The organism is Dermacoccus sp. CCH2-D9, from assembly GCF_001556795.1.
In the GTDB taxonomy this organism is placed as follows: domain Bacteria; phylum Actinomycetota; class Actinomycetes; order Actinomycetales; family Dermatophilaceae; genus Dermacoccus; species Dermacoccus nishinomiyaensis.
This window is the reverse complement of the sequence record NZ_LSJT01000045.1, coordinates 1-19337: the sequence shown is the minus strand read 5'-3', so window position 1 is coordinate 19337 and position 19337 is coordinate 1. Positions and strand designations below refer to the sequence as shown.

The following is a 19337-nucleotide window of genomic DNA, read 5'->3' as shown; positions in this document are numbered from 1 at the left end:
CCGCGCAGTTATCAGCGTCACGTGATTGGCTGGGAACGTCACCGAGCGAGGCCGGCTGGCCTCACCGCGACCGAAGGAGTCGTCATGCCAACCCGCACCACGAACTGGCCCGCCGGCACGCCCAACTGGGTCGACTGCAGCTTCGACCACATGCACCGAGCGAAGGATTTCTACGCCAAGCTGTTCGGCTGGGAGATCCGCGAGGGCGGTGACGACATGGGCGGCTACGCCGTCGCGCTCAAGCATCACCACGCTGCTGCCGGGCTGGCGCCGCGCATGCAGCCCGACGTTCCGAGCGCGTGGTCCACGTTCTTCGCGAGCGACGACGTCGACGCGACCGCTGGCGCCATCCGCGACGCCGGCGGCCGCACGCTCGTCGAGCCGATGGACGTGCCGAACACAGGACGCATGGCGTTCTTCCAGGATCCCGAGGGGGCCGCGTTCGGTGTCTGGCAGGGCGGCGAGCACCCCGGGTTCGGCATCTTCAACGAGCCCGGTTCCGTGGGCTGGAACGACCTCATGACGCGCGACCTCGAGGGCGCGAAGTCGTTCTACGGCAAGGTTTTCGGCTTCTCCTACGAGGAGATGGGCACCGACTACGTCACGATCAAGCGCGCGAGCGACGGCGAGGTCGTCGCGGGCATGCACCTCGCGACGCAGCTGCCCGACGACGTTCCCGCGAACTGGTTGACGCACTTCGTCGTCGCCGACCGCGACTCCACCGTCGCCACCGTCGAAGAGCTCGACGGCGAGGTGCTCATGAGCTTCGACACCCCGTTCGGGCCGGAGGCGACGATTCGCGGGCCCGAGGGTGAGACCTTCAACGTCATCGCTTTCTCACCCGAGGCCGAGAACGGTCGAGACGCCGAGTGACGAGCGGGTGAGGTAAGCCAGCCCTGACCCAGGAAAATCCCGGGTACTTGTCAGGTCTGCCGGTTACGGACGAGAGCCTTCTCCTAGGTGGATGCGGTTTGCTGTGGGGACACTGCTCCATCCCCCGCGAAGGACCATCATGACGAGCTCCACGCCCGCGAATTCCTCAGCCGCGACGGCACCCACTCGTACGTTCGCAGCACTCGTCGGCGTCGCGTCGCTCGCCGTGCTGCTGCAGGGCCTGTGGGCCGGATTGTTCATGTCGACGCCCGACACCGACCCTGAGAAGACGCCCTGGCTCGAGGTCCATTCGTGGTGCGGGAAGGCCGCCATCGGGTTCGCGCTCCTCGCCACGGTGTGGGCGTTCCTGAAGCTGCGTGAACGCACCGACCTGACCTTCGGCGCGCTGGCGTTGACGGTGCTGTTGATCCTCGAGGCCTATCTCGGGGGGGCTCATCGTGGACGAGGGCAAGGACGTCATGGCCGCCGTCCACGTCCCGCTGGCGATGGCGCTCATGGGCCTGGCGGTGTGGCTCCCGCTGCGGGCCCGAAAGCGCTGACTCCACCGTGAGGACGAGCCTCGGATGCGACACGCGTCCGGGGCTCGTCGTTTGGAACAATGGGTGCATGCACAGCCTCGCCGACACCCAGCCCGCCATCGCCCTCGGAGCCCTCGACGGCCGCTACCGCGGCGCCGTCGCCCCGCTCGTCGACCACCTGTCGGAGGCCGCGCTCAACCGGATGCGCGTCCACGTCGAGGTCGAGTGGCTCATCCACCTCACCGACGCCGGCATTCTCGACGGCGTGCGCGCGCTGGACGACCGCGAGAAGGAGGCGCTGCGCGACGTCGTCGAGGAGTTCGACGGTGACGACATCGCCGAACTAGCCGAGATCGAACGCGAGACGGTGCACGACGTCAAGGCAGTCGAGTACTACCTCAAGCGCCGCCTCACGCAGATCGTGGCCGACGCTGGCCACGACGACGCCGAGCAGCTCTCGGAACTCATCCACTTCTGCTGCACGAGCGAGGACATCAACAACCTCAGCTACGCCCTCATGGTGCAGCGTGCGACGCAGCAGGTGTGGCTGCCGAAGGCGACGACGCTCGTCGAGCAGGTCGCGACGATGGCCCGCGACATGCGGGACGTGCCGCTGCTCGCGCACACGCACGGCCAGCCGGCGACGCCGACGACCATGGGCAAGGAATTCGCCGTGCTCGCGCACCGCCTCGGCCGACAGCTGCGCCGCATCGAGGCCCAGGAGTTCCTCGGCAAGCTCAACGGCGCCACCGGCACGTTCGGCGCGCACACCGCCGCCGTGCCGAGCGCCGACTGGCCGGCGCTGAGCCAGAGCTTCGTCGAGGGCCTGGGCCTCACGTGGAACCCGCTCACGACGCAGATCGAGAGCCACGACTGGCAGGCCGAGCTGTACGCCGACATGGCGCGCTTCAACCGCATCCTGCACAACCTGTGCACCGACGTGTGGACCTACATCTCGATGGGCTACTTCGCGCAGGTGCGCGGCCAGGGCACCGTCGGATCGTCGACGATGCCGCACAAGGTGAACCCGATCCGCTTCGAGAACGCGGAGGCGAACCTCGAGGTCAGCTCGGCGCTGCTCGACGTCCTCGGCTCGACCCTCGTCACGTCGCGCCTGCAGCGCGACCTCACGGATTCCTCGATGCAGCGCAACATCGGCACCGCATTCGGGCACTCGGTGCTGGCCATGGACAACGTCGCGCGGGGCCTCGGCGGTCTCGACCCCGTGCCGGCCGCCATGGCCAAGGACCTCGAAGCCAACTGGGAGGTGCTCGGCGAGCCGATCCAGACGGCGATGCGCGCGCTCGGCGCCCAGGGCGTGCCGGGGATGGAGCAGCCCTACGAGCGCCTCAAGGAACTGACGCGCGGACGCCGCATCACCGGCGACGACCTGCGCGAGTTCGTGCGCGGCCTCGGCCTGCCCGCCGACGTCGAAGCACGCTTCGTCGAGATGACGCCCGCGACGTACGTCGGCATCGCTCCGCAGCTGGTCGACTTCCTCGAGGTCTGACACCCAGCGGATCATTTCGACGCCTGACGTGCACTGGCCTGCGACGGACGCTCGTGCGCCCCTTGGCGATCTGCTGAAGCCCGCGGCTGCCTCGCTGAGAGCTGAGATCCTGCATGGTGGGGCCTCAAGCTCTCAACGCGGCTGTTGGGGGCTGAAATCCCGCAATGCGGAGTTTCAGACCTCACCAGATGCGTTGAGGGCCGAAACTCTGGACTGCAGAGTTTCGGCCCTCGACGTCAGGACGGAACGCCGCCCCTCAAATCATCAGATCGTGACGTCGCCCTTGGCGGTCGCGAACGTCACCGACAGCACCGACGGGGTGCCGTGCGGCGCGACGAACTGGAAGTCGATGTCGGGCTCCCAGTCCTCGCGGTCGACGCCGGGTTCGCCCGTCAGGCCGAGCCATTCGCGCACGCGCTCGGGCGCGCCGGCAAGCATGATGCCCTTGAGCGCGACGTCCGTGGCGCCGTCCTTCGACGGGTGCTGCGCGGGATCGTCCCAGTGGATGAAGTACGGCAGCTGCGGGTCGACGACGAGGTCGCTGACGCCGATCTGCTGCCACGTGATCTCCGCGCCGTCGGGGCGGTGACGGCGACCTTCCGTGGTGGGGCGGCCGAGCTTGGCGACGGGGCCGCTCATGTCGTCGAGTTCGACGACCCAGCCGACCCAACCGCCGCCGTTGGCGGAGCGAGCCTTGACGGCCTGACCGAACGGCATCTTGTCGACGCTCGGGTGCTCCAGCGCTTCGACGACCTCGACGAAACGCCCCTGCCTCAGCGGCAGGATCATGTTGCGCGTCCCGAAGCGCGGGTGCACGCCGCCGTCACGCACTTCGATGCCGAGCTGCTGCGAGAGGCGCTCGGCTGTGGCCTGCAGGCCGTCATTCTCGGCCGCATACATCACGTGGTCAATCCGCATGGAGACACTGTGCCACGTCACCCAACACAGCTTGTAATCAGGGTCACGTCTCGGCGACGCGGGGCCGCGTCACCGGCTGGCGCCCCGGTGCGGACGGGTGGCGGGGGGCACCTCGCTCGCGGCGCCGGGTCACCTGAGTGCGTCGGGTGGCCGCTCGTCAGCCCCGCACGCCGCGCTGTCGCATGGCTTCGTAGAGCACGATGGCGGCGCTCGTCGCGACGTTGAGCGAGTTGACCTGCCCGACCATCGGGATGCGGACGCGGGACGTCGCGGCGCCCAGCATCTCGTCGGTGAGGCCGTACTTCTCGGTGCCGACGGCGACGGCGACGGGCCCGGACAGGTCGATGTCGGTGTGCATGACGTCGGTGTCCGGTGTCGTCGCGATGAGGGGAATGTCGTTGTCGCGCAACCATTCCAGCGTCTCTGACGTGGGTGCCGCCGCGACCGGCACGCTGAAGACGGTGCCCTTCGAGGCGCGGACGACGTTGGGGTTGCCCCAGTCGGTGACAGGGTCGGCCGCGATGACACCGTCGGCGCCCACGGCGTCAGCCGTGCGCAGCATCGCGCCCAGGTTTCCGGGCTTCTCGACGCCCTCGGCGACGAGCAGCAGCGGGTTGGCGGGCAGGTCGAGCATGCGCGGATGGGCGTTGACGCTCGGCACGACGGCGAGGAACCCGTCCGGCCCCTCGCGATACGCGACGCGCTCGAAAGCCTGACGCGCGACGGTGACGATCTCCGCGCCCGCAGTGCGCGCCGCGTCGATGACGTCATGCTGCCGCGCCGCGTCGAGCATCAACTCGTCGCAGACGTAGAGCGTCTGCGGGCGGACGCCGGCGTCGAGCGCCAGACCCAGTTCGTCATACCCCTCGACGAGCGTCAGGCCCTCGGTCTCGCGCGTGCGGCGCTTGCGCAGGCCGACGAGGCCCTTGAGGCGCGGGTTCGTCGCGGACGTCAGGTGAAGATCAGGCACGCCCCATCATCCCAAATCGACGCGCCTCACGCGAAGGTGGACGCCGTTCGCAGATGGGTACGGGAATCGCGAATGTGGGCGTCGATCGCAGGAGGGGGTCAGATGAGCGAGCGCAGGACGAGGGCGGCGCCGTCGTCGTCGATGGGAGCGGTGACCTCGTCGGCGGCGGCCTTCACCTCGTCGGGCGCCTGGCCCATGGCGACGCCGCGCGCGGCCCATTCGAGCATCTCGACGTCGTTGCGCTGGTCGCCGACGGCCACCGTGTTCGCTGGTTCCACGCACAGTTTGCGCCGCACCTGCTCGAGCGCGGACGCCTTCGTCACGCCCTCGGGGTTGATGTCCATCCAGGCCGTGAACCCGACGGCGTAGTTGACCTGGTGCAGGCCGACGCGTTCGGCGAGGTCGAGGAAGTCCTCGCTCGTGCCGGTCGGCGAGCGGAACGTCACGCGCGTGACGGGCTCCGTCATCAGCTCCTCCCACGGCACGACGACCTGTTCGCCGTCGAGTTCACCGTCGGGGAACGGCGCCGTCACCTTGAACACGTCACCCGATTCGACGGCGATGACGGCGTCCTCCCACTGTCCGCGCAGCATCTGCAGCGCCGGCGTCGGGTCGAACGTGACGCGTTCGATCGTCTCGAACCCGTCGGGTAGTGAGCTGTCGAGACGCAGCGTGATCGCGCCGTTAGAGCACACCGCGTAGCCGGACGAGAGGCCGAGCATGTCGATGATCGGCTTCGTCGCGATCACCGCACGCCCTGTCGACAGCACGACCTGATGCCCCGCCTCGACACAGGCGCGCACGGCGTCGCGCGTGACGTCGTGCATCGTGCCGTCGTACTGCAGCAGGGTGCCATCGATGTCGAGGCACACCATGAGCGGCGGCCACTCCTTGCCATCCGGCTGCGACGAAACCGCCGAACCGGTCGACGGGGGCGGCGCGCAGGTGTCAGAGACAGTCACGTACCCACCCTAGGCGCAACGGCCCTCCTCGCGGCGACCATCCGTCGCGGGACGTACACGGCCGGGGTCCAGCCGCGTCCGACAGGGAGTCGACGCAGCGTCACCACCGCGTCGACGAGGCCGGCCCACCCCGTCTTGGGCGAGCCGGCCTCGTCAGGTGCGTGCCGTTGAGCGTGTCAGTAGGTCTGCTGACCCCACGGCTGCTGCGGGCCCTGCCCGTTGTTCTGCACGTTCGACGTGTTGTGCGCCGACGGGTTCGTCGCGTCCGCCTTGCGCGATTGCAGAAACGCGACGACGCCGACGGCGATCGCGATGAGGCCGGAGAGCAGCGTCAACCAGACGCCGGCACCGATCGTCGCGGTGTATCCGGCGGCCGCACCATTCGAACTCACGGCGCTCGACGCGGACGGGAACTGGACGATGCCGAGGATGAGGATGACGAGTCCGATCGCCGCGGTCACGAGGCCCGCCACCTTGGCGTTGAGCTTGCCCAGCAAGGCGAGCACCCCGGCGGCGACGAGGCCGAGGGCGAGGATCGCGACGAAGATGCCCGCCGTGTTCTTCGACCCACCGAGCGCGGAGTTCGCGGTGTTGCTGTTGCCGCCGATGCCGTTGAGTGCCACCGACTCGCTGCCGGCCTTGAACGTCACCCACGCCACGAACGGCGCGATCAGCCCGAGCAGCGCGGGCACGAACGGCCCGAACTTCGCGACAGGCGAGGCGGTCGACGTTGCGTGCGACGCGCCGACGCCGGTCGCCGTCGCCGCGCCCGTCTGCCCGACGCCCGGTGCGAACGACTGACCGTACGGCGCCGACGTGTAGTGCTGCTGGTTCGACACCGCCGCACTCTGCGAGGACGGGTAACCGCCCTGCGGTGACGACGCATAGCCGCCCTGCGGGTTGTTCGACGGATAGCCGCCCTGCGGGTTGTTCGACGGGTAACCGCCTTGCGGAGACGACGGGTAGCCGCCCTGGGGCGCGGACGGGTAGCCGCCCTGGGGCGGGGACGAGGGGTAGCCGCCCTGGGGCGCGGACGGGTAGCCGCCCTGCGGGGACGACGGGTAGCCGCCCTGCGGCGTCGACGGATAACCGCTCTGCGGAGCGGCCGGGTAACCGCCCTGGCCGTACGACGGACCTGCCGGGTTCTGGCCCCCGGGGTATTGCCCGTATCCGCTCTGGCCATACCCAGGCTGGCCACCGCCCTGCGGCCCGGCATAGCCGACCCCCGGCGCGCTCGGGTATGCCTGCGACGACGCGGCGTTCTGCTGCCCACCCTGACTCGACGGGCCCCATGCTGGCTGGGCCGGCGCATCCGAGCGTGGGGCGACGCGCGTCGCGTCACTGCCGATCGCCTGCGTATGGTCGTCTGAGGCAGCAGTGTCCTTGGACATCGAGACTCCCGCGTCCGACGACGCGGCCCCGGCGGGCGTGGAACCCCCAGGCGTCGCGCCGGCGCCGGTGCCACCCGCGACGTGGGTGGCCTGCTCGTTGTTGTCTGCGCTCCAGGTCGAGCCCTGGCCGGACTCGTCGTTGGTCGACATGCCCCTCTCCTTCATGATTCGAGGTACGAAACTTGCTCCCAATGTACGTGCCGCGGCGCCATCCACGGCCCGGTCGCCGCGCGACAGTGGACGGCAGAGACGTCAGGCCCCGAGCTTGAACGCCTCGCGGTAGGACAGGCGCCCACCGGTGCGCATGATGCTGCGCTCATACAGCCGCGTCGCGAGACGGGTGATGACGTACGCCGCGACGATCGCGATGCCGATGGCGAGGATCGGCTCCCACCATGCGGCGCTGCCGTCCATGATGCGTGCCGGCATCGTCACGGTCGAGACGACCGGAACGTACGAGGCGACGACCTGGGCCGTGCCGCTGAGCGACATGCCGACGACGAGCACGAGGACGACGAGCATGACGACGGGCTGCGACGTCGACTGCACGTCCTCGCTGCGTGAGGCGAGCGCGCCGGCGACGGCGAACATGCAGGCGACGACGAAGAATCCGACGAGGAAGAACAGCAGGAACCATCCGGAGGCGCCCGCGACGGTGCCGACGAAGGCGCTCCACTTGGTCTGGCTCAACCCGATGAGTGCGACGGCGGCGAGCAACGTCACCTGAGCGATGGCGAGCAGCGCGTTGCCGATGATCTTTCCGGCGAGGATGTGGCGCAGCGGCACGGCGCTCGCGAGGATCTCGACGATGCGTGACTGCTTCTCTTCGACGACGCTCTGCGCGATCGGCATGCCGAACATGAACGCGACGAAGTAGAACAGGAACGCGAAGACGAGTGACACCACCTTCGCGAGCCCGGCGCGGTCGGCATCGGAGCTGAGCGTCGACGTCGCCACGGCGCCGCCCTTCGTCAGCGACGACAGCTCGACGCCCTTCGATGCCGCGTTCGACGCGAGCGTCAGGTGTGCGGCGCTCGTCGTCACGTTCTTCTTCAACCCGTCGTCGATGCTCTTGTCGCCGATGAGTTGCCAGCCGCCGTTGGTGCGCAGCAGTGCGGCGTCGGCGTCGCCCTTCGTGACGGCGGCGCGGGCTGCGGCATCGTCGGGGAAGGCCGTGCTCGTGTACTCGACCTTCGCGCCGCCGTCCTTCGCGCTCGTCGCAGCGACGTCGACGACCTGCTTCGCCGACGGCCCGGAGGCGCCCTTCGTGTTGACGATCGCGACCTTCTGCGTGTCGGTCTTGCCGGCGATCCACACCTGCACGGCGAACGTGCCGATCACCATGGCGAGGGTGACGCCGAGGCCGACGAGGAAGTTCTTGTCGCGCGCCTTGACGGCGATCTCGCGCAGGGCGACGATCTGCCACGCCGGACGCGAATCACGCTGAGCTGTCTGGACGTTCATCACGCCACCTCCCGGTAGATGTCGGCGAGCTGGGGCAGGACCTCGGCGTATTCGCGGATGCTCGCGCGTGCCATGACGGTGCGCAGCAACTCGTCGGACGCCCTTTCGCGGCCCTCGGCGTCGTCGGGCAGTTCGAGCAGCGCCCGCGGGCCGTCGACGTCGACGACACCGATGCCGAGACGGTCGGCGACGTCACGCACCCACCCGGCGTCGGAGTCGAGGACGAGGCGGTGACGGACGCGTCCGCTGCGGCGCAGCTGCGCGGCCGTGCCCTGCGCGGCGACGCGGCCGCCCGCGAGGAAGACGAGGCTGTCGCAGAGGCGTTCGACGAGGTCGAGCTGGTGGCTGCTGAACAGCACGGGCACGCCGCGCGAGGTGAACTCGCGCAGCAGGTCGGCCATCGCGTCGACGGCGCGCGGGTCGAGGCCGCTGAACGGCTCGTCGAGGATGAGCGCGTCCGGCTCGGCGATGACGGACGCCGCGATCTGCACGCGCTGCTGGTTGCCGAGCGACAGCGCTTCGAGCTTGTCCTTCGCTCGGTCGCCGAGGCCGAACCGTTCGAGCAGTTCGAGCCCGCGGGCACGCGCCGCAGCGGGTGCGACGCCGCGCAGCTGGGCGAGGTAGACGAGCTGGTCGATGAGGGGCTGCTTCGGGTACAGCCCCCGCTCCTCGGGCATGTATCCGATGCGCCGGCGATGTTCGCGCGTCATCGGCTCGCCGTTCCACAACGCCTCCCCGGCGCTGGGCTCGAGCACGCCCCTGATCATCCGCATCGTCGTGGTCTTGCCGGCGCCGTTGCCGCCGATGAAACCCGTCATCTGCCCGTCGGCGACCTCGAACGACACGTCGTCGACGGCCGTCTTGTCACCGAACCTGCGGGTCAGGCCTCTGGCTTCCAACATGTTCCGCTCCCTCGTCATGTTCGATCGTTCCTTCAGCCTGTCGCGTTGGCCGCCGCGCCGGATCCGGCGCGCGACGGATCTTCGCGCCTCCCCCTCGCGACGGAGCTGTCAGTCGCCGACGCGCACCAGGCCCGTCTCATAGGCCGCGACGACGGCCTGCACCCGATCGCGCAGACCGAGCTTCATCAGCACGTTCGACACGTGTGTCTTGACGGTGACCTCACCGACGAACAGCGCCGCCGCGATCTCCGCGTTGGACAGCCCACGCCCGAGCAGACCCAGCACCTCCCGTTCGCGCGGGGTGAGGTCATCAAGACGGCCGCCGTCGCCCGTCCTCCTCGGGGGCAGCGAGGGCGTCGAGTGGGCCGATGAGGCAAAGGGCCAGGCCGACGTCGTCGGTCCGACGTTGCCCGGGCCGTCGTCAGCGGCCCGGGCGGCCTCGGAGCCCGCGCCGAGCGACCCGTCCTGCACGCGTCGTTCGATGACGCGGCGCGTCACCTCCGGGGCGAGCAGGGCGTGTCCGTGCCCGACGGCGCGCACGGCGTCGGCGAGGTCGTCCGCGTCGGCGTTCTTGAGCAAGAAGCCGCTGGCGCCCGCGTCGAGCGCACTGAAGAGGTAGTCGTCGCGATCGAACGTCGTGAGGATGACGACGCGCCCGAGCCCCTCGTCGACGAACCGTCGCGTGGCCTCGATGCCGTCCATGACGGGCATCTGCACGTCCATCAAGGTGACGTCGGGCCGCACCTCGCGGGCCACGTCCAGCGCCTGCGCCCCGTTCGTCGCGGTGGCGACGACGTCGATGTCGTCCTCCACGGACAGGATGAGCGAGAATCCGCTGCTCACCATCTTCTGGTCATCGACGATGACGACCTTGAGCGCGTCCATCAGGCCCACCCTCCTGTCGTTCGCTGCCTCTGTCGGCCTCTCGCTGCGGCCTCGGTCATGAGCGCCCGCCGTCGTCGCCTCGCGCGTCGGGTAGCGGCAGCCTGACGCGCACGCGGTACCCACCGGTCAGCCGGGGGCCGATCTCGGCGCTGCCGCGATGAGCCGTCACGCGTTCACGCATGCCGAGCAGTCCCATGCCGCTGCCCGAGGTGCCCTGCCGTGGGCGCCCCTCGTCGAGGATCTCGACCTCTGCGTAGCGCGCCGCACCGGCCCCTTCCTCGCCGCCGCCACTGCGCACCGTGACGGACGCGGACGTCGCCGTCGAGTGGCGCCGGATGTTGGCCAGCGCCTCCTGCACGGTGCGGTAGAGGCTGTGTTGGACGCTGCCAGGCACGTCGACGTCACCGATGAGGTCGCGCAGTTCGACGTCGAACCCGGGCGAGGTGACCTCTTCGACCAGTCGCGGCAGATCGTCCAACCCAGGTTCGGGACGACGGTGCGTCGCGTCCAGCGCAACGCCCGTCTCGCGCTCGTTCCTCGTCGCGAGCGAACCGTCCGATGACGCGGCGACCGCCAGATCAGCCGACACCACCCCGCCGCCAGGCGGCAGACGGCCCGGCCCGGACGACGCGCCGTCCCCGGTTCGCAGGGTGCCGAGCAGGCTGCGCATCTGCGTGACGGCGTCGCGCGAGGAGGTCTCGACGTTCGTCAGCGACGTGGCCGCGAGCGACAGGTTCTTAGTCATGAGCTTGCGTGCGGCCGCGGCCTGCACGCCGATCGCGGCGACGTGGTGGGCGACGACGTCGTGCAGTTCGCGGGCGATGCGCAGTCGTTCGTCGACGACGGCGCGTTCGGTGAGCTGCGCCGACTGCTCCTCGATCGTGCGTGCCTGATCCTCGGCGCGGGCTCGGGCGCGAGCTCCACGCCACGAGTTGGCGCCCGTCGCGACGGCGGTGACGAAGAACAGGACGTTCATCATGACGCTCGTGAGCACCGCTCCTGTGCCAGGGCCGAACAGCGCGTCATCGCGGGTGCCGCGGCCGTTTCCGTAGGCGTCGACGAGCGCGTCACGCCCCGACGCGACCGACAGCTGCACGGCCACCCACCCGAACATGAACACGACGACGGCGCTCGCCGCGACCATCGTCATCCGGCGATCTCGGCCCCAGGCGAGTGCGGTGAAGATGGAGAAGAAGTAGGCCGCCTGCATCGCGAGGTTGCCCATGACGACGTACTGCGCCATGCCGAAGGCGAACATGTGCGCGGCGAGCAGCAGCATGACGGCGAGGGGGAAGCGTCGCCGCCACACGAGCGGCAGCATCCCGACGAGCGTCGCCGCATAGAGCGCGGGCCGCCCCCAGGTGCCGCGCGGCAGACCCAACGCGCGCATCGCCTCGAGCTCGACGACGGCACCGAGCAGGAAGACGACGGCGATCACGGCGTCCCGTCGCTGCCATCCGGGTGGCAACGGCCGCACCCAGTCGTCGTCCAGACCGAAGAACTCCCTCACGCCTGCGAGGGTAGACGCCGCCACCGACAGCCCGCCTCCCCCGCGCGACGGAGCGTCAGTTCGTCGCGAGCGACACGACGAGATTGATGGCTGTCGCGACGACGCCGACGCCGAGCGCGTAGCTGAGCAGCGTGTGCTGCAGCACGAGGCGTCGCACCCACCGGTTCTTCAGGTTCGTGTCGCTGATCTGGTACGTCATTCCGAGGTCGAACGCGACGTACGCGAAGTCGTAGTAGTCGGGTTCGCCGCCCTCGAAGTCGATGCCGTTGCTGGCCGGCGCCGGCCCGTAGTACTGACGGGCGTAGCGCAGCATGTACATGAGGTGCACGAGAAACCAGGACGCGACGACGCTCGCCGTCCCGAGCACGGCTTCGGCGGTGCCCGTCTTGTGCTTGCCCGCGACGAGCAGCGACCCGACCCCCGCGAGGCTCGCCATCGTCGCGACGATGACGGTGGCGTCCGCTCCTGCGACGCTCGGATCCTCCTCGCGTGCGTGCTCGGCGGCCTGCGTCGAGTTCATGCCACGCACGATCAGCCACGTCCACGCACTGACGCCGATCGCGCCGACCGTCCACCCCGTCATGACGTCGAACACGATCGTCCGGTCGGCGACGGCGATCGTGACGAACGCCGCGAGCACACCGACGATCACGCTGATCACCAACCGAAACCCCGTGCGGCGCGTGAGGGCACGACGGTTCGCCTTGGACGTCTCGTGGGAGGTGTCATTCATGCGCTCATTGTCACCCGACGGACGCGAACCACCGTGGCCTGCGGCAACGGACGCAACGACCGGCGCGTCGTACGGGCGTGAGCATGGAGCGACCTCAGCGGCACCGACTGCCGCATCGCGCGGCGGGAGCAGACGACGCGAGGAGACGACGCGAGCGCCGAGCATGCCGCGGGGACGGCCCCCGGCACCGACATGGCCGGGCCCGCCGGCACGAACTGGTCGGGCGCGAATCATTCGGGCTCAGCACTACGACCCCATGCCGGGCGTGCATGAGACGAGCGAGATGGGCGGCGTCATCGGCGGCGTGATCCTCATGGTGCGACCGAGCACGGCGACACCCATCACCCCCGTCGCGATGGCCGGGGCGGGCGCCGTCGCGTTCGCCCTCATGACGCTGCTGAGCTACCGCACCGCACGGTGGCTGGAGGCGACCGACAACGGCATGGGCGCCGAGAAGATGCGCGAACTCGTCAGCGGCTTCCTGGGCGCCACCATCATCGTCGCCATCATGGTGGCGATCGATCCGCACGGGGAGATCTTCATCGGCTGAGCGCGGGCCGGCACCCGCCCAGGATGCCGGCCCGTGTCAGCCCTCGTCGGACTGCGTCGTCCGAGCTCGTCGTCAGATGACGGGCAGCACCTCGAGGCCACCCATGTACGTGCGCAGCGCCTCGGGCACACGCACCGAGCCGTCAGCCTGCTGGTGCGTCTCGAGGATGGCGACGAGCCAACGCGTCGTCGCGAGCGTGCCGTTGAGCGTGGCGACAGAGCGCGTCGCGCCGTCGGTGCGCTCACGGATGTTGAGGCGGCGCGCCTGGAACGTCGTGCAGTTCGACGTCGACGTCAGCTCGCGGTAGGTGCCCTGCGTCGGCACCCAGGCCTCGCAGTCGAACTTGCGTGCGGCGGACGTGCCGAGGTCACCGGCGGCGGTGTCGATGACGCGGTACGACAGCTCGCACTTGGCCAGCATCTCCTCTTCCCACGCGAGCATGCGAGCGTGCTCCGCTTCGGCGTCCTCGATGCGGCAGTAGGAGAACATCTCGACCTTGTTGAACTGGTGGACGCGGATGATGCCGCGCGTGTCCTTGCCGTACGAACCGGCCTCGCGGCGGTAGCAGCTCGACCAGCCGGCGTAGCGCACGGGAGCGTCGACGTTCAAGATCTCGTCCGCGTGGTAGCCGGCGAGCGCGACCTCTGAGGTGCCGACGAGGTAGAGGTTGTCCTCCTCCTGCACGCGGTAGATCTCGGCGTCGTGCGCGACATCGAAGCCGGTGCCCTGCATCGTCTCCGGGCGCACGAGGGTCGGCGTGATCATCGGGGTGAAGTCGTTGGCGATGGCCTGGTCGAGCGCCATCTGCAGCAGCGCCAGCTCGAGGCGTGCGCCGACACCCTTGAGGAAGTAGAAGCGCGAACCGGAGACCTTTGTGCCGCGCTCCATGTCGATCGCGCCGATGAGCTCACCGATCTCGAGGTGATCCTTCGGCTCGAAGTCGAACGTCGGGGCCTCACCGACCGTCTTGACGGTGACGAAGTCGTCCTCGCCACCCGCCGGCACGCCGTCGAGGACGACGTTGGGGACGGTGCGAAGCAGCGCGTCGAACTCCTTGCCCGCCTCGTCGGCAGTGGCCTCGAGCTCCTTGACGCGGGCGCTCAAGGTCGCAGCGTTCTCGCGCGCGGCGTCGGCCTCGGCCTGCAGACGCGCGACCTCCGAGTCGTCACCGCCCTTCTTGGCCTTGTTGAGCGCACCCATCGCGGCGCCGACGCTCTTGGACACCTGCTTCTGCTCGGCGCGCACCCTCTCGAACTCGCCGAGCGAACTGCGGCGCGTCGCGTCGAGCTCGAGAATGCGGTCGACGACGCCCTCGTCAGCGCCGCGAGCACGCTGGCTCGCGCGGACGGCGTCAGGGTTGTCACGAAGCAGTCGAATGTCGATCACCCCTCAAGGCTATCGCCCGCGCGAATGTGCGTCATTCCAGTTACAGTGCAAGGCGTGTCGAACACGCCCTCCCGTCCGCGCGCCGCGATCGTCGTCAACCCCACGAAGGTCGACGACCTCGGCGCCCTGCGCCGCGAATGCGTCGACGTCTCGCGCGACGCCGGATGGGCCGAGCCGCTGTGGCTGCAGACCCGCCTCGACGACCCCGGCACCGGCCAGACGCAGCAAGCACTGCGCCAGGGCTGCGACATCGTCTTCGCCGCCGGTGGCGACGGAACGGTGCGCCACGTCGGCGCGGCGCTGAGCGGCACGAGCGTGCCGCTGGGGTTGATGCCACAGGGCACCGGCAACCTGCTCGCGCGCAACCTCGGCGTCTCGGTGGACGGCTCGGCGGCGCTCAACTTCGCGCGGTCGCTCGCGGGCGAGGACACCGTCATCGACGTCGGGCGGGTGCATGCGACGTTCGGGGACGGCTCGGCGACGAACGACACCTTCCTCATCATGGCCGGCTTCGGACTCGATGGCGACATCATGAACGCCACGAGCGAGACCCTCAAAAAGCGGATCGGGTGGATGGCCTACCCCATCGCCGGTGCGCGCTACGTGACGCAGCGCCCCGAGCGCATGCTCGCCTCCTTCGACGACGGCGCGCCGCACACGAAGAAGACGACGACGCTGCTCGTCGGCAACTTCGGTCAGCTGACGGCGGGGGTGCAACTCATGCCAGGCGCCAACGGCACCGACGGGCGCTTCGACACCGTCTGGCTCTCCGCCGACGGGCCCCTGCAATGGGCTGCGCTCTCGGCGCAGATCTTCGCCCGCTCGCGGCGCACCACGGGTCGCGTCGAGCGCACACGCTGCGCCCGCGTCGCGGCCAAGGCCATGGGACGCCCGCGCGCGCTCGAACTCGACGGCGACGTCCTCGGCGACGTGCGTGAGATGGAGATGTGGGTCGAGGAGAAGGCACTGCGCGTGCGCGTCGCCAACGCGCGTCACTCACGCATGTCCGACGTCCGCCGTCACCTCCCCGGCATCCTGGGCCAGACGCTGCGCCGCTGACACGCGCCCCCTGTTCGATTCCCGTCCCCATCTGCGATTTTCGTCCACATTCGTTGCCGAGCCTGGCCCAACCCGTCGCACGGACGGATCGCTTGCGACAGTGACGGGCCGCACTGCGAGAGGGGCTGACGCTTGATGCGTCAGCCCCTCTCGTCGCGTTCAGACCCGCGGTCTCGAACCGAGACCCCTCAGCAGCACCGCGCGCCGGGGTTGCGGTCCTGGGCGTCGGTGCGTTCACGCCAGTAGTCGCGCTTCGACATCGGCGCCTTGCCGGGGTGGGCGACGGCGTGATGGCGCAAGTAGCGCTCGTAGTGGTTGTCGCCCATCATCGAGGCGACGTACCACTTGAGCGCGCCGACGATTCCGCGCGGCTCAGGCATGGACGCGCTCACCCGCATGCACGCCCTCGGGGTCGAGGCCCGCCTCAAGCCACTGGGCTAGCACGCTCTCCTCGTCGGGCGTGACGCGCATGCCGCTCGGCGCGAAGATCTGCGACGGCACAGCGCCGTCGCGCACCTCGGGGTCGACGTGCCCGGTGCGCAGCGCCTTGAGCGCCGCGAACACACCCGCGATGACGACGACGATGACGAGCACCGCGAAGAGAACCGAGAGCGTCTCCTGGATGAGCGTGTTACGGATGACGGCGTCGATCTCCTCGGGGGTCTTGGCCGTCTTGAACTTCGTCAACCCCTTGTTCTTGGCGTCGACGAACGCGTTGTGCTGCGCCCAGTAGCCGATCTTCGCGTCGCTCGAGAAGATTTTCTGGTAGCTCGCGACCATCGTCACGAGCAGATCCCAGGCGAGCGGGATGCCCGGGATCCACGCCCACTTCGCCTTGCCGTTGCGGATGACGACGACCGTCACGACCGTCAGCGCGACGGCGGCCAGCAACTGGTTGGCGATGCCGAACAGCGGGAACAGCGTGTTGATGCCACCCAGCGGGTCGGTGACGCCCATGAGCAGGATCGAACCCCATGCGGCGACGACGACGAGCGTCGAGATCCACGCACCGACGCGCCAGGAAGTGTCACGGAAGCGGTGCAGCCCGGGCACGTTGCCGAGCGTCTCCGACAACATGAAACGTGCGACGCGCGTGCCGGCGTCGACCGTCGTCAGGATGAACAGCGCCTCGAACATGATCGCGAAGTGGTACCAGAACTGCTTCATCGAATCGCCTGGGATGACGCGGCTGAACACGTCCGACATGCCGAACGCGAACGTCGGGGCGCCACCGGTGCGCGACACGACCGAAGCCTCGCCGACGTCCTTCGCGGCCTGGGTGATCTCGGGCGCGGTGATCGGATTACCGCCCAAGCCTATCGAGTTCACCCACGTCGCGGCCTTCTCGGCCGTCCCACCCGTCACGCCGGCGGGGGCGTTGATGACGAAGTACAGGTGCTGGTCGATGATGGCCGCCGCGATGAGCGCCATGATGGCGACGAACGACTCGACGAGCATCGAGCCGTACCCGATGAGTCGCGCCTGGCTCTCCTTCTGGATGAGCTTCGGCGTCGTGCCCGACGAGATGAGCGCGTGGAAGCCGGACAACGCGCCGCACGCAATCGTGATGAACAGGAACGGGAACAGCGAACCCGCGAAGACGGGACCGTTGCCGTGCTTGCCGAACGACGTGATCGCGGGGATGTCGATCGCCGGACGCGCGATGATGATGCCGAGCGCGAGCAGGACGATCGTGCCGACCTTCATGAACGTCGACAGATAGTCACGCGGCGCGAGCAGCAGCCAGACCGGCAGGACGGCCGCGGCGAACCCGTAGACGATGAGGCACCAGGCGAGCGCCGTCGGAGACAGCGTGAACATGTCCTTGCCCCAGGCCGTCTCGGCGACCCAGCCGCCGGAGACGATCGCGAGCAGCAGGAGCACGACGCCGATGAGCGACACCTCGGTGACCGACCCCGGACGCAGGAAGCGCAGGTAGCAGCCCATGAACAGGGCGATCGGGATCGTCATCGCGATCGAGAACACACCCCACGGCGACTCGGCGAGCGCGTTGACGACGACGAGGCCGAGCACCGCGATGAGGATGACCATGATCGTCATGACGGCGAGCATCGCCGCCCAACCACCGACGGGGCCGAGCGTGTCGCGCGCCATCTGGCCGATGCTGCGGCCGCCACGGCGCGTCGAGATGGCGAGCACCATGTAGTCCTGCACGGCGCCCGCGAAGATGACGCCGAAGATGATCCACATCGTGCCCGGCAGGTAACCCATCTGCGCGGCGAGCACGGGGCCGACGAGGGGGCCGGCGCCGGCGATGGCGGCGAAGTGGTGGCCGAACAGGACGCGACGGTCCGTCGGCATGTAGTCCTGGCCGTTCTCGAACTGCTCCGCCGGCGTCGCGATGTCGTCGCGCGGCTGCACGACCTTGTACGCGATGAGACGGCTGTAGAGCATGTAGCCGATGACGTAGCTGCCGACGGCCGCGAACACGAACCAGATGGCGTTGACGTGCTCACCGCGGACGAAGGCGACCATCGTCCAGCCGATGGCGGCGACGATCGCCGCGACGGCGATCATGATCTTCTGCCGCCCGGTGATGGTGCGAGGGGGTTCGACCGCGACGGGGGGCAACCCCGGATCGCGGTCGAGGGTGTCGAGACGTGACGCCGCCACGGTGACCTCCTGGTAGTGCTGGTGGCCATGACGGCCGATGTGAGTAAGGCCACAGTAGGGGTCTACCCATGGGTACGGCGTCTCGGCTCGCGGACCGAGCAATCACATCCTGGTCACGACGTCGGCTGAGGGTTTGGGGGCCTGAGTTCGGATGGGGACTGACCTCGGCCGGGCCGCCCCGCACCGTGCCCCTTCTGCGATTCCTGTCCCCGTCGGCGATTCTCGTCCACCTCTGCGAACGGCGGTCACATCGGCGATTCTCGTCCTCATCCGCGAGTTTCGGTCACATCCGCACCCGAGGCAGCCGGCGTCAGGCCGTCGGTCCCTGCGTAAACGGCGGCGAGCCGAACCAGTAGCGACGTGTCTCGCCCGGAAACGCGGGGTGGGAGCGGACGTCCTCGAACTGCCCGCCGCACTTCTCGATGACGGCGCGTGACGCCGGATTCTCGGTGCTGCAGCACACCAGCACCTGTTCGACGCCGAGCGCCCGCGCCTCGTCGAGACCGAGCATCAGCGCGCCCGCGGCGACGCCCCGCCCACGAGCGCCGGGACGCACCGAGTAGCCGATGTGACCGATCGCCTCATACAGCACCTCGGTGAGGGTGTGGCGCAGGGCCAGAAAGCCGACGATGTCACCCTCCCCCGCCCGCGGGCCGTCGAGCACCCAGAAATAGCTGCAGTGCACGAATCCCTCAGGCGGCGGGACGGTCGTATCGCCCTGGCGCGCACGATCGGCGAGGTAGGCGTCGAACCCGGCGCGCGACGTGTCGACGACGTCGTCGCGACGATAGCCCGTGCCGTCTTTCGGCGTCGCGCCGAACTCGTCGAATGCGCCCTTCCAGTCGTCGTAGCGAGCGGCGTCGGGCCTGATGAGCATCAGCATCCCGTCATTTCATCACCGTGCGACGCCCCCGGCGACTGATTTTCCCGACGGCCGGCTGGACGAAGGTGCACGGAAACCGCCGATGGGGACGAAAATCGCCGATGGGGACAGGACCCTAAGTGCCAGCCTGGTCGTGAGTCACTTGTGTTGAGGAGGCGTGGTGTTCAC

General features: G+C 69.2%; 18 protein-coding genes. 5 read left to right on the top strand and 13 right to left on the bottom strand.

The features are described 5' to 3' along the window. Positions 1–84 precede the first annotated feature (84 nt). The 3 genes from AX669_RS03930 to purB all read left to right on the top strand — a co-directional run bounded on the left by AX669_RS03930 (position 85) and on the right by purB (position 2922). Positions 85–873, top strand: coding sequence for a VOC family protein (locus AX669_RS03930; RefSeq protein WP_062256756.1), 789 nt, complete (start codon positions 85–87; stop codon positions 871–873). Between the two features lie 91 nt (positions 874–964). Beyond that, positions 965–1444: a hypothetical protein gene (locus AX669_RS03925; RefSeq protein WP_156444922.1), complete on the top strand. Its 480-nt coding sequence runs from the start codon at positions 965–967 to the stop codon at positions 1442–1444. Positions 1445–1500: 56 nt separating this feature from the next. Continuing rightward, a complete protein-coding gene (purB, locus tag AX669_RS03920) occupies positions 1501–2922 on the top strand; it encodes an adenylosuccinate lyase (RefSeq protein WP_062256754.1) in 1422 nt (473 codons plus the stop codon). A 264-nt stretch (positions 2923–3186) separates the two neighbouring features. Here the strand turns inward: purB and AX669_RS03915 are convergent, their stop codons facing one another. The 9 genes from AX669_RS03915 to AX669_RS03875 all read right to left on the bottom strand — a co-directional run bounded on the left by AX669_RS03915 (position 3187) and on the right by AX669_RS03875 (position 12657). Then, positions 3187–3840 carry a VOC family protein gene (locus AX669_RS03915; protein ID WP_038566581.1) on the bottom strand — a complete coding sequence of 218 codons (654 nt, stop codon included), beginning with the start codon at positions 3838–3840 and terminating at the stop codon, positions 3187–3189. Between the two features lie 157 nt (positions 3841–3997). Further along, the gene (locus AX669_RS03910) at positions 3998–4810 is read right to left on the bottom strand and encodes an RNA methyltransferase (protein ID WP_062256751.1); all 813 of its coding nucleotides are present in this window, start codon (positions 4808–4810) and stop codon (positions 3998–4000) included. 98 nt (positions 4811–4908) lie between these two features. Then, entirely contained in the window at positions 4909–5772 is an 864-nt protein-coding gene (locus AX669_RS03905) for an HAD family hydrolase (protein WP_006947074.1), read from the bottom strand. A 176-nt stretch (positions 5773–5948) separates the two neighbouring features. After that, entirely contained in the window at positions 5949–7313 is a 1365-nt protein-coding gene (locus AX669_RS03900; RefSeq protein WP_062256749.1) for a hypothetical protein, read from the bottom strand. Between the two features lie 102 nt (positions 7314–7415). Further along, on the bottom strand, positions 7416–8627 hold the full coding sequence (locus AX669_RS03895) for an ABC transporter permease (RefSeq protein WP_062256747.1): 1212 nt from the start codon (positions 8625–8627) through the stop codon (positions 7416–7418). After that, positions 8627–9529, bottom strand: a complete 903-nt coding sequence (locus AX669_RS03890) for an ABC transporter ATP-binding protein (protein ID WP_062256744.1) — start codon at positions 9527–9529, stop codon at positions 8627–8629. Before AX669_RS03890 ends, AX669_RS03895 begins: the two co-directional genes overlap by 1 nt. Before the next feature lie 108 nt (positions 9530–9637). Then, positions 9638–10414 carry a response regulator transcription factor gene (locus AX669_RS03885; RefSeq protein WP_062256742.1) on the bottom strand — a complete coding sequence of 259 codons (777 nt, stop codon included), beginning with the start codon at positions 10412–10414 and terminating at the stop codon, positions 9638–9640. A 55-nt stretch (positions 10415–10469) separates the two neighbouring features. Next, positions 10470–11924: a sensor histidine kinase gene (locus tag AX669_RS03880; protein WP_231729396.1), complete on the bottom strand. Its 1455-nt coding sequence runs from the start codon at positions 11922–11924 to the stop codon at positions 10470–10472. Positions 11925–11979: 55 nt separating this feature from the next. Further along, entirely contained in the window at positions 11980–12657 is a 678-nt protein-coding gene (locus tag AX669_RS03875) for a DUF1345 domain-containing protein (protein ID WP_197418848.1), read from the bottom strand. A 265-nt stretch (positions 12658–12922) separates the two neighbouring features. Here AX669_RS03875 and AX669_RS03870 point away from each other — a divergent pair, with 265 nt between their 5' ends. After that, positions 12923–13207, top strand: a complete 285-nt coding sequence (locus AX669_RS03870; RefSeq protein WP_156444921.1) for a hypothetical protein — start codon at positions 12923–12925, stop codon at positions 13205–13207. Positions 13208–13279: 72 nt separating this feature from the next. On the opposite strand, the gene serS is transcribed toward AX669_RS03870, so the two are convergent. Further along, on the bottom strand, positions 13280–14593 hold the full coding sequence (serS, locus tag AX669_RS03865) for a serine--tRNA ligase (RefSeq protein WP_062256735.1): 1314 nt from the start codon (positions 14591–14593) through the stop codon (positions 13280–13282). 54 nt (positions 14594–14647) lie between these two features. Between serS and AX669_RS03860 the strand changes: the two genes are divergently transcribed. Further along, on the top strand, positions 14648–15652 hold the full coding sequence (locus AX669_RS03860) for a diacylglycerol kinase family protein (RefSeq protein WP_051805515.1): 1005 nt from the start codon (positions 14648–14650) through the stop codon (positions 15650–15652). Between the two features lie 188 nt (positions 15653–15840). Here the strand turns inward: AX669_RS03860 and AX669_RS03855 are convergent, their stop codons facing one another. The 3 genes from AX669_RS03855 to AX669_RS03845 all read right to left on the bottom strand — a co-directional run bounded on the left by AX669_RS03855 (position 15841) and on the right by AX669_RS03845 (position 19169). Further along, positions 15841–16032 (bottom strand): YbdD/YjiX family protein, encoded by a 192-nt coding sequence (locus AX669_RS03855; RefSeq protein WP_062256729.1) that lies wholly within the window; start codon positions 16030–16032, stop codon positions 15841–15843. After that, a complete protein-coding gene (locus tag AX669_RS03850; protein ID WP_062256727.1) occupies positions 16025–18286 on the bottom strand; it encodes a carbon starvation CstA family protein in 2262 nt (753 codons plus the stop codon). The genes AX669_RS03855 and AX669_RS03850 overlap by 8 nt, the downstream gene beginning before the upstream one ends. 310 nt (positions 18287–18596) lie before the next feature. Then, positions 18597–19169, bottom strand: a complete 573-nt coding sequence (locus tag AX669_RS03845) for a GNAT family N-acetyltransferase (protein WP_062256725.1) — start codon at positions 19167–19169, stop codon at positions 18597–18599. Positions 19170–19337 lie beyond the last annotated feature (168 nt).

Excerpts from the sequence above, each read along its gene's own strand:
- AX669_RS03930 (WP_062256756.1), top strand. The coding sequence starts at position 85 with ATGCCAACCCGCACCACGAACTGGCCCGCCGGCACGCCCAACTGGGTC.
- AX669_RS03925 (WP_156444922.1), top strand. The coding sequence starts at position 965 with ATGCGGTTTGCTGTGGGGACACTGCTCCATCCCCCGCGAAGGACCATC.
- purB (WP_062256754.1), top strand. The coding sequence starts at position 1,501 with ATGCACAGCCTCGCCGACACCCAGCCCGCCATCGCCCTCGGAGCCCTC.
- AX669_RS03915 (WP_038566581.1), bottom strand. The coding sequence starts at position 3,840 with ATGCGGATTGACCACGTGATGTATGCGGCCGAGAATGACGGCCTGCAG.
- AX669_RS03900 (WP_062256749.1), bottom strand. The coding sequence starts at position 7,313 with ATGTCGACCAACGACGAGTCCGGCCAGGGCTCGACCTGGAGCGCAGAC.
- AX669_RS03895 (WP_062256747.1), bottom strand. The coding sequence starts at position 8,627 with ATGAACGTCCAGACAGCTCAGCGTGATTCGCGTCCGGCGTGGCAGATC.
- AX669_RS03890 (WP_062256744.1), bottom strand. The coding sequence starts at position 9,529 with ATGTTGGAAGCCAGAGGCCTGACCCGCAGGTTCGGTGACAAGACGGCC.
- AX669_RS03885 (WP_062256742.1), bottom strand. The coding sequence starts at position 10,414 with ATGGACGCGCTCAAGGTCGTCATCGTCGATGACCAGAAGATGGTGAGC.
- AX669_RS03875 (WP_197418848.1), bottom strand. The coding sequence starts at position 12,657 with ATGAATGACACCTCCCACGAGACGTCCAAGGCGAACCGTCGTGCCCTC.
- AX669_RS03855 (WP_062256729.1), bottom strand. The coding sequence starts at position 16,032 with ATGCCTGAGCCGCGCGGAATCGTCGGCGCGCTCAAGTGGTACGTCGCC.
- AX669_RS03845 (WP_062256725.1), bottom strand. The coding sequence starts at position 19,169 with ATGCTGATGCTCATCAGGCCCGACGCCGCTCGCTACGACGACTGGAAG.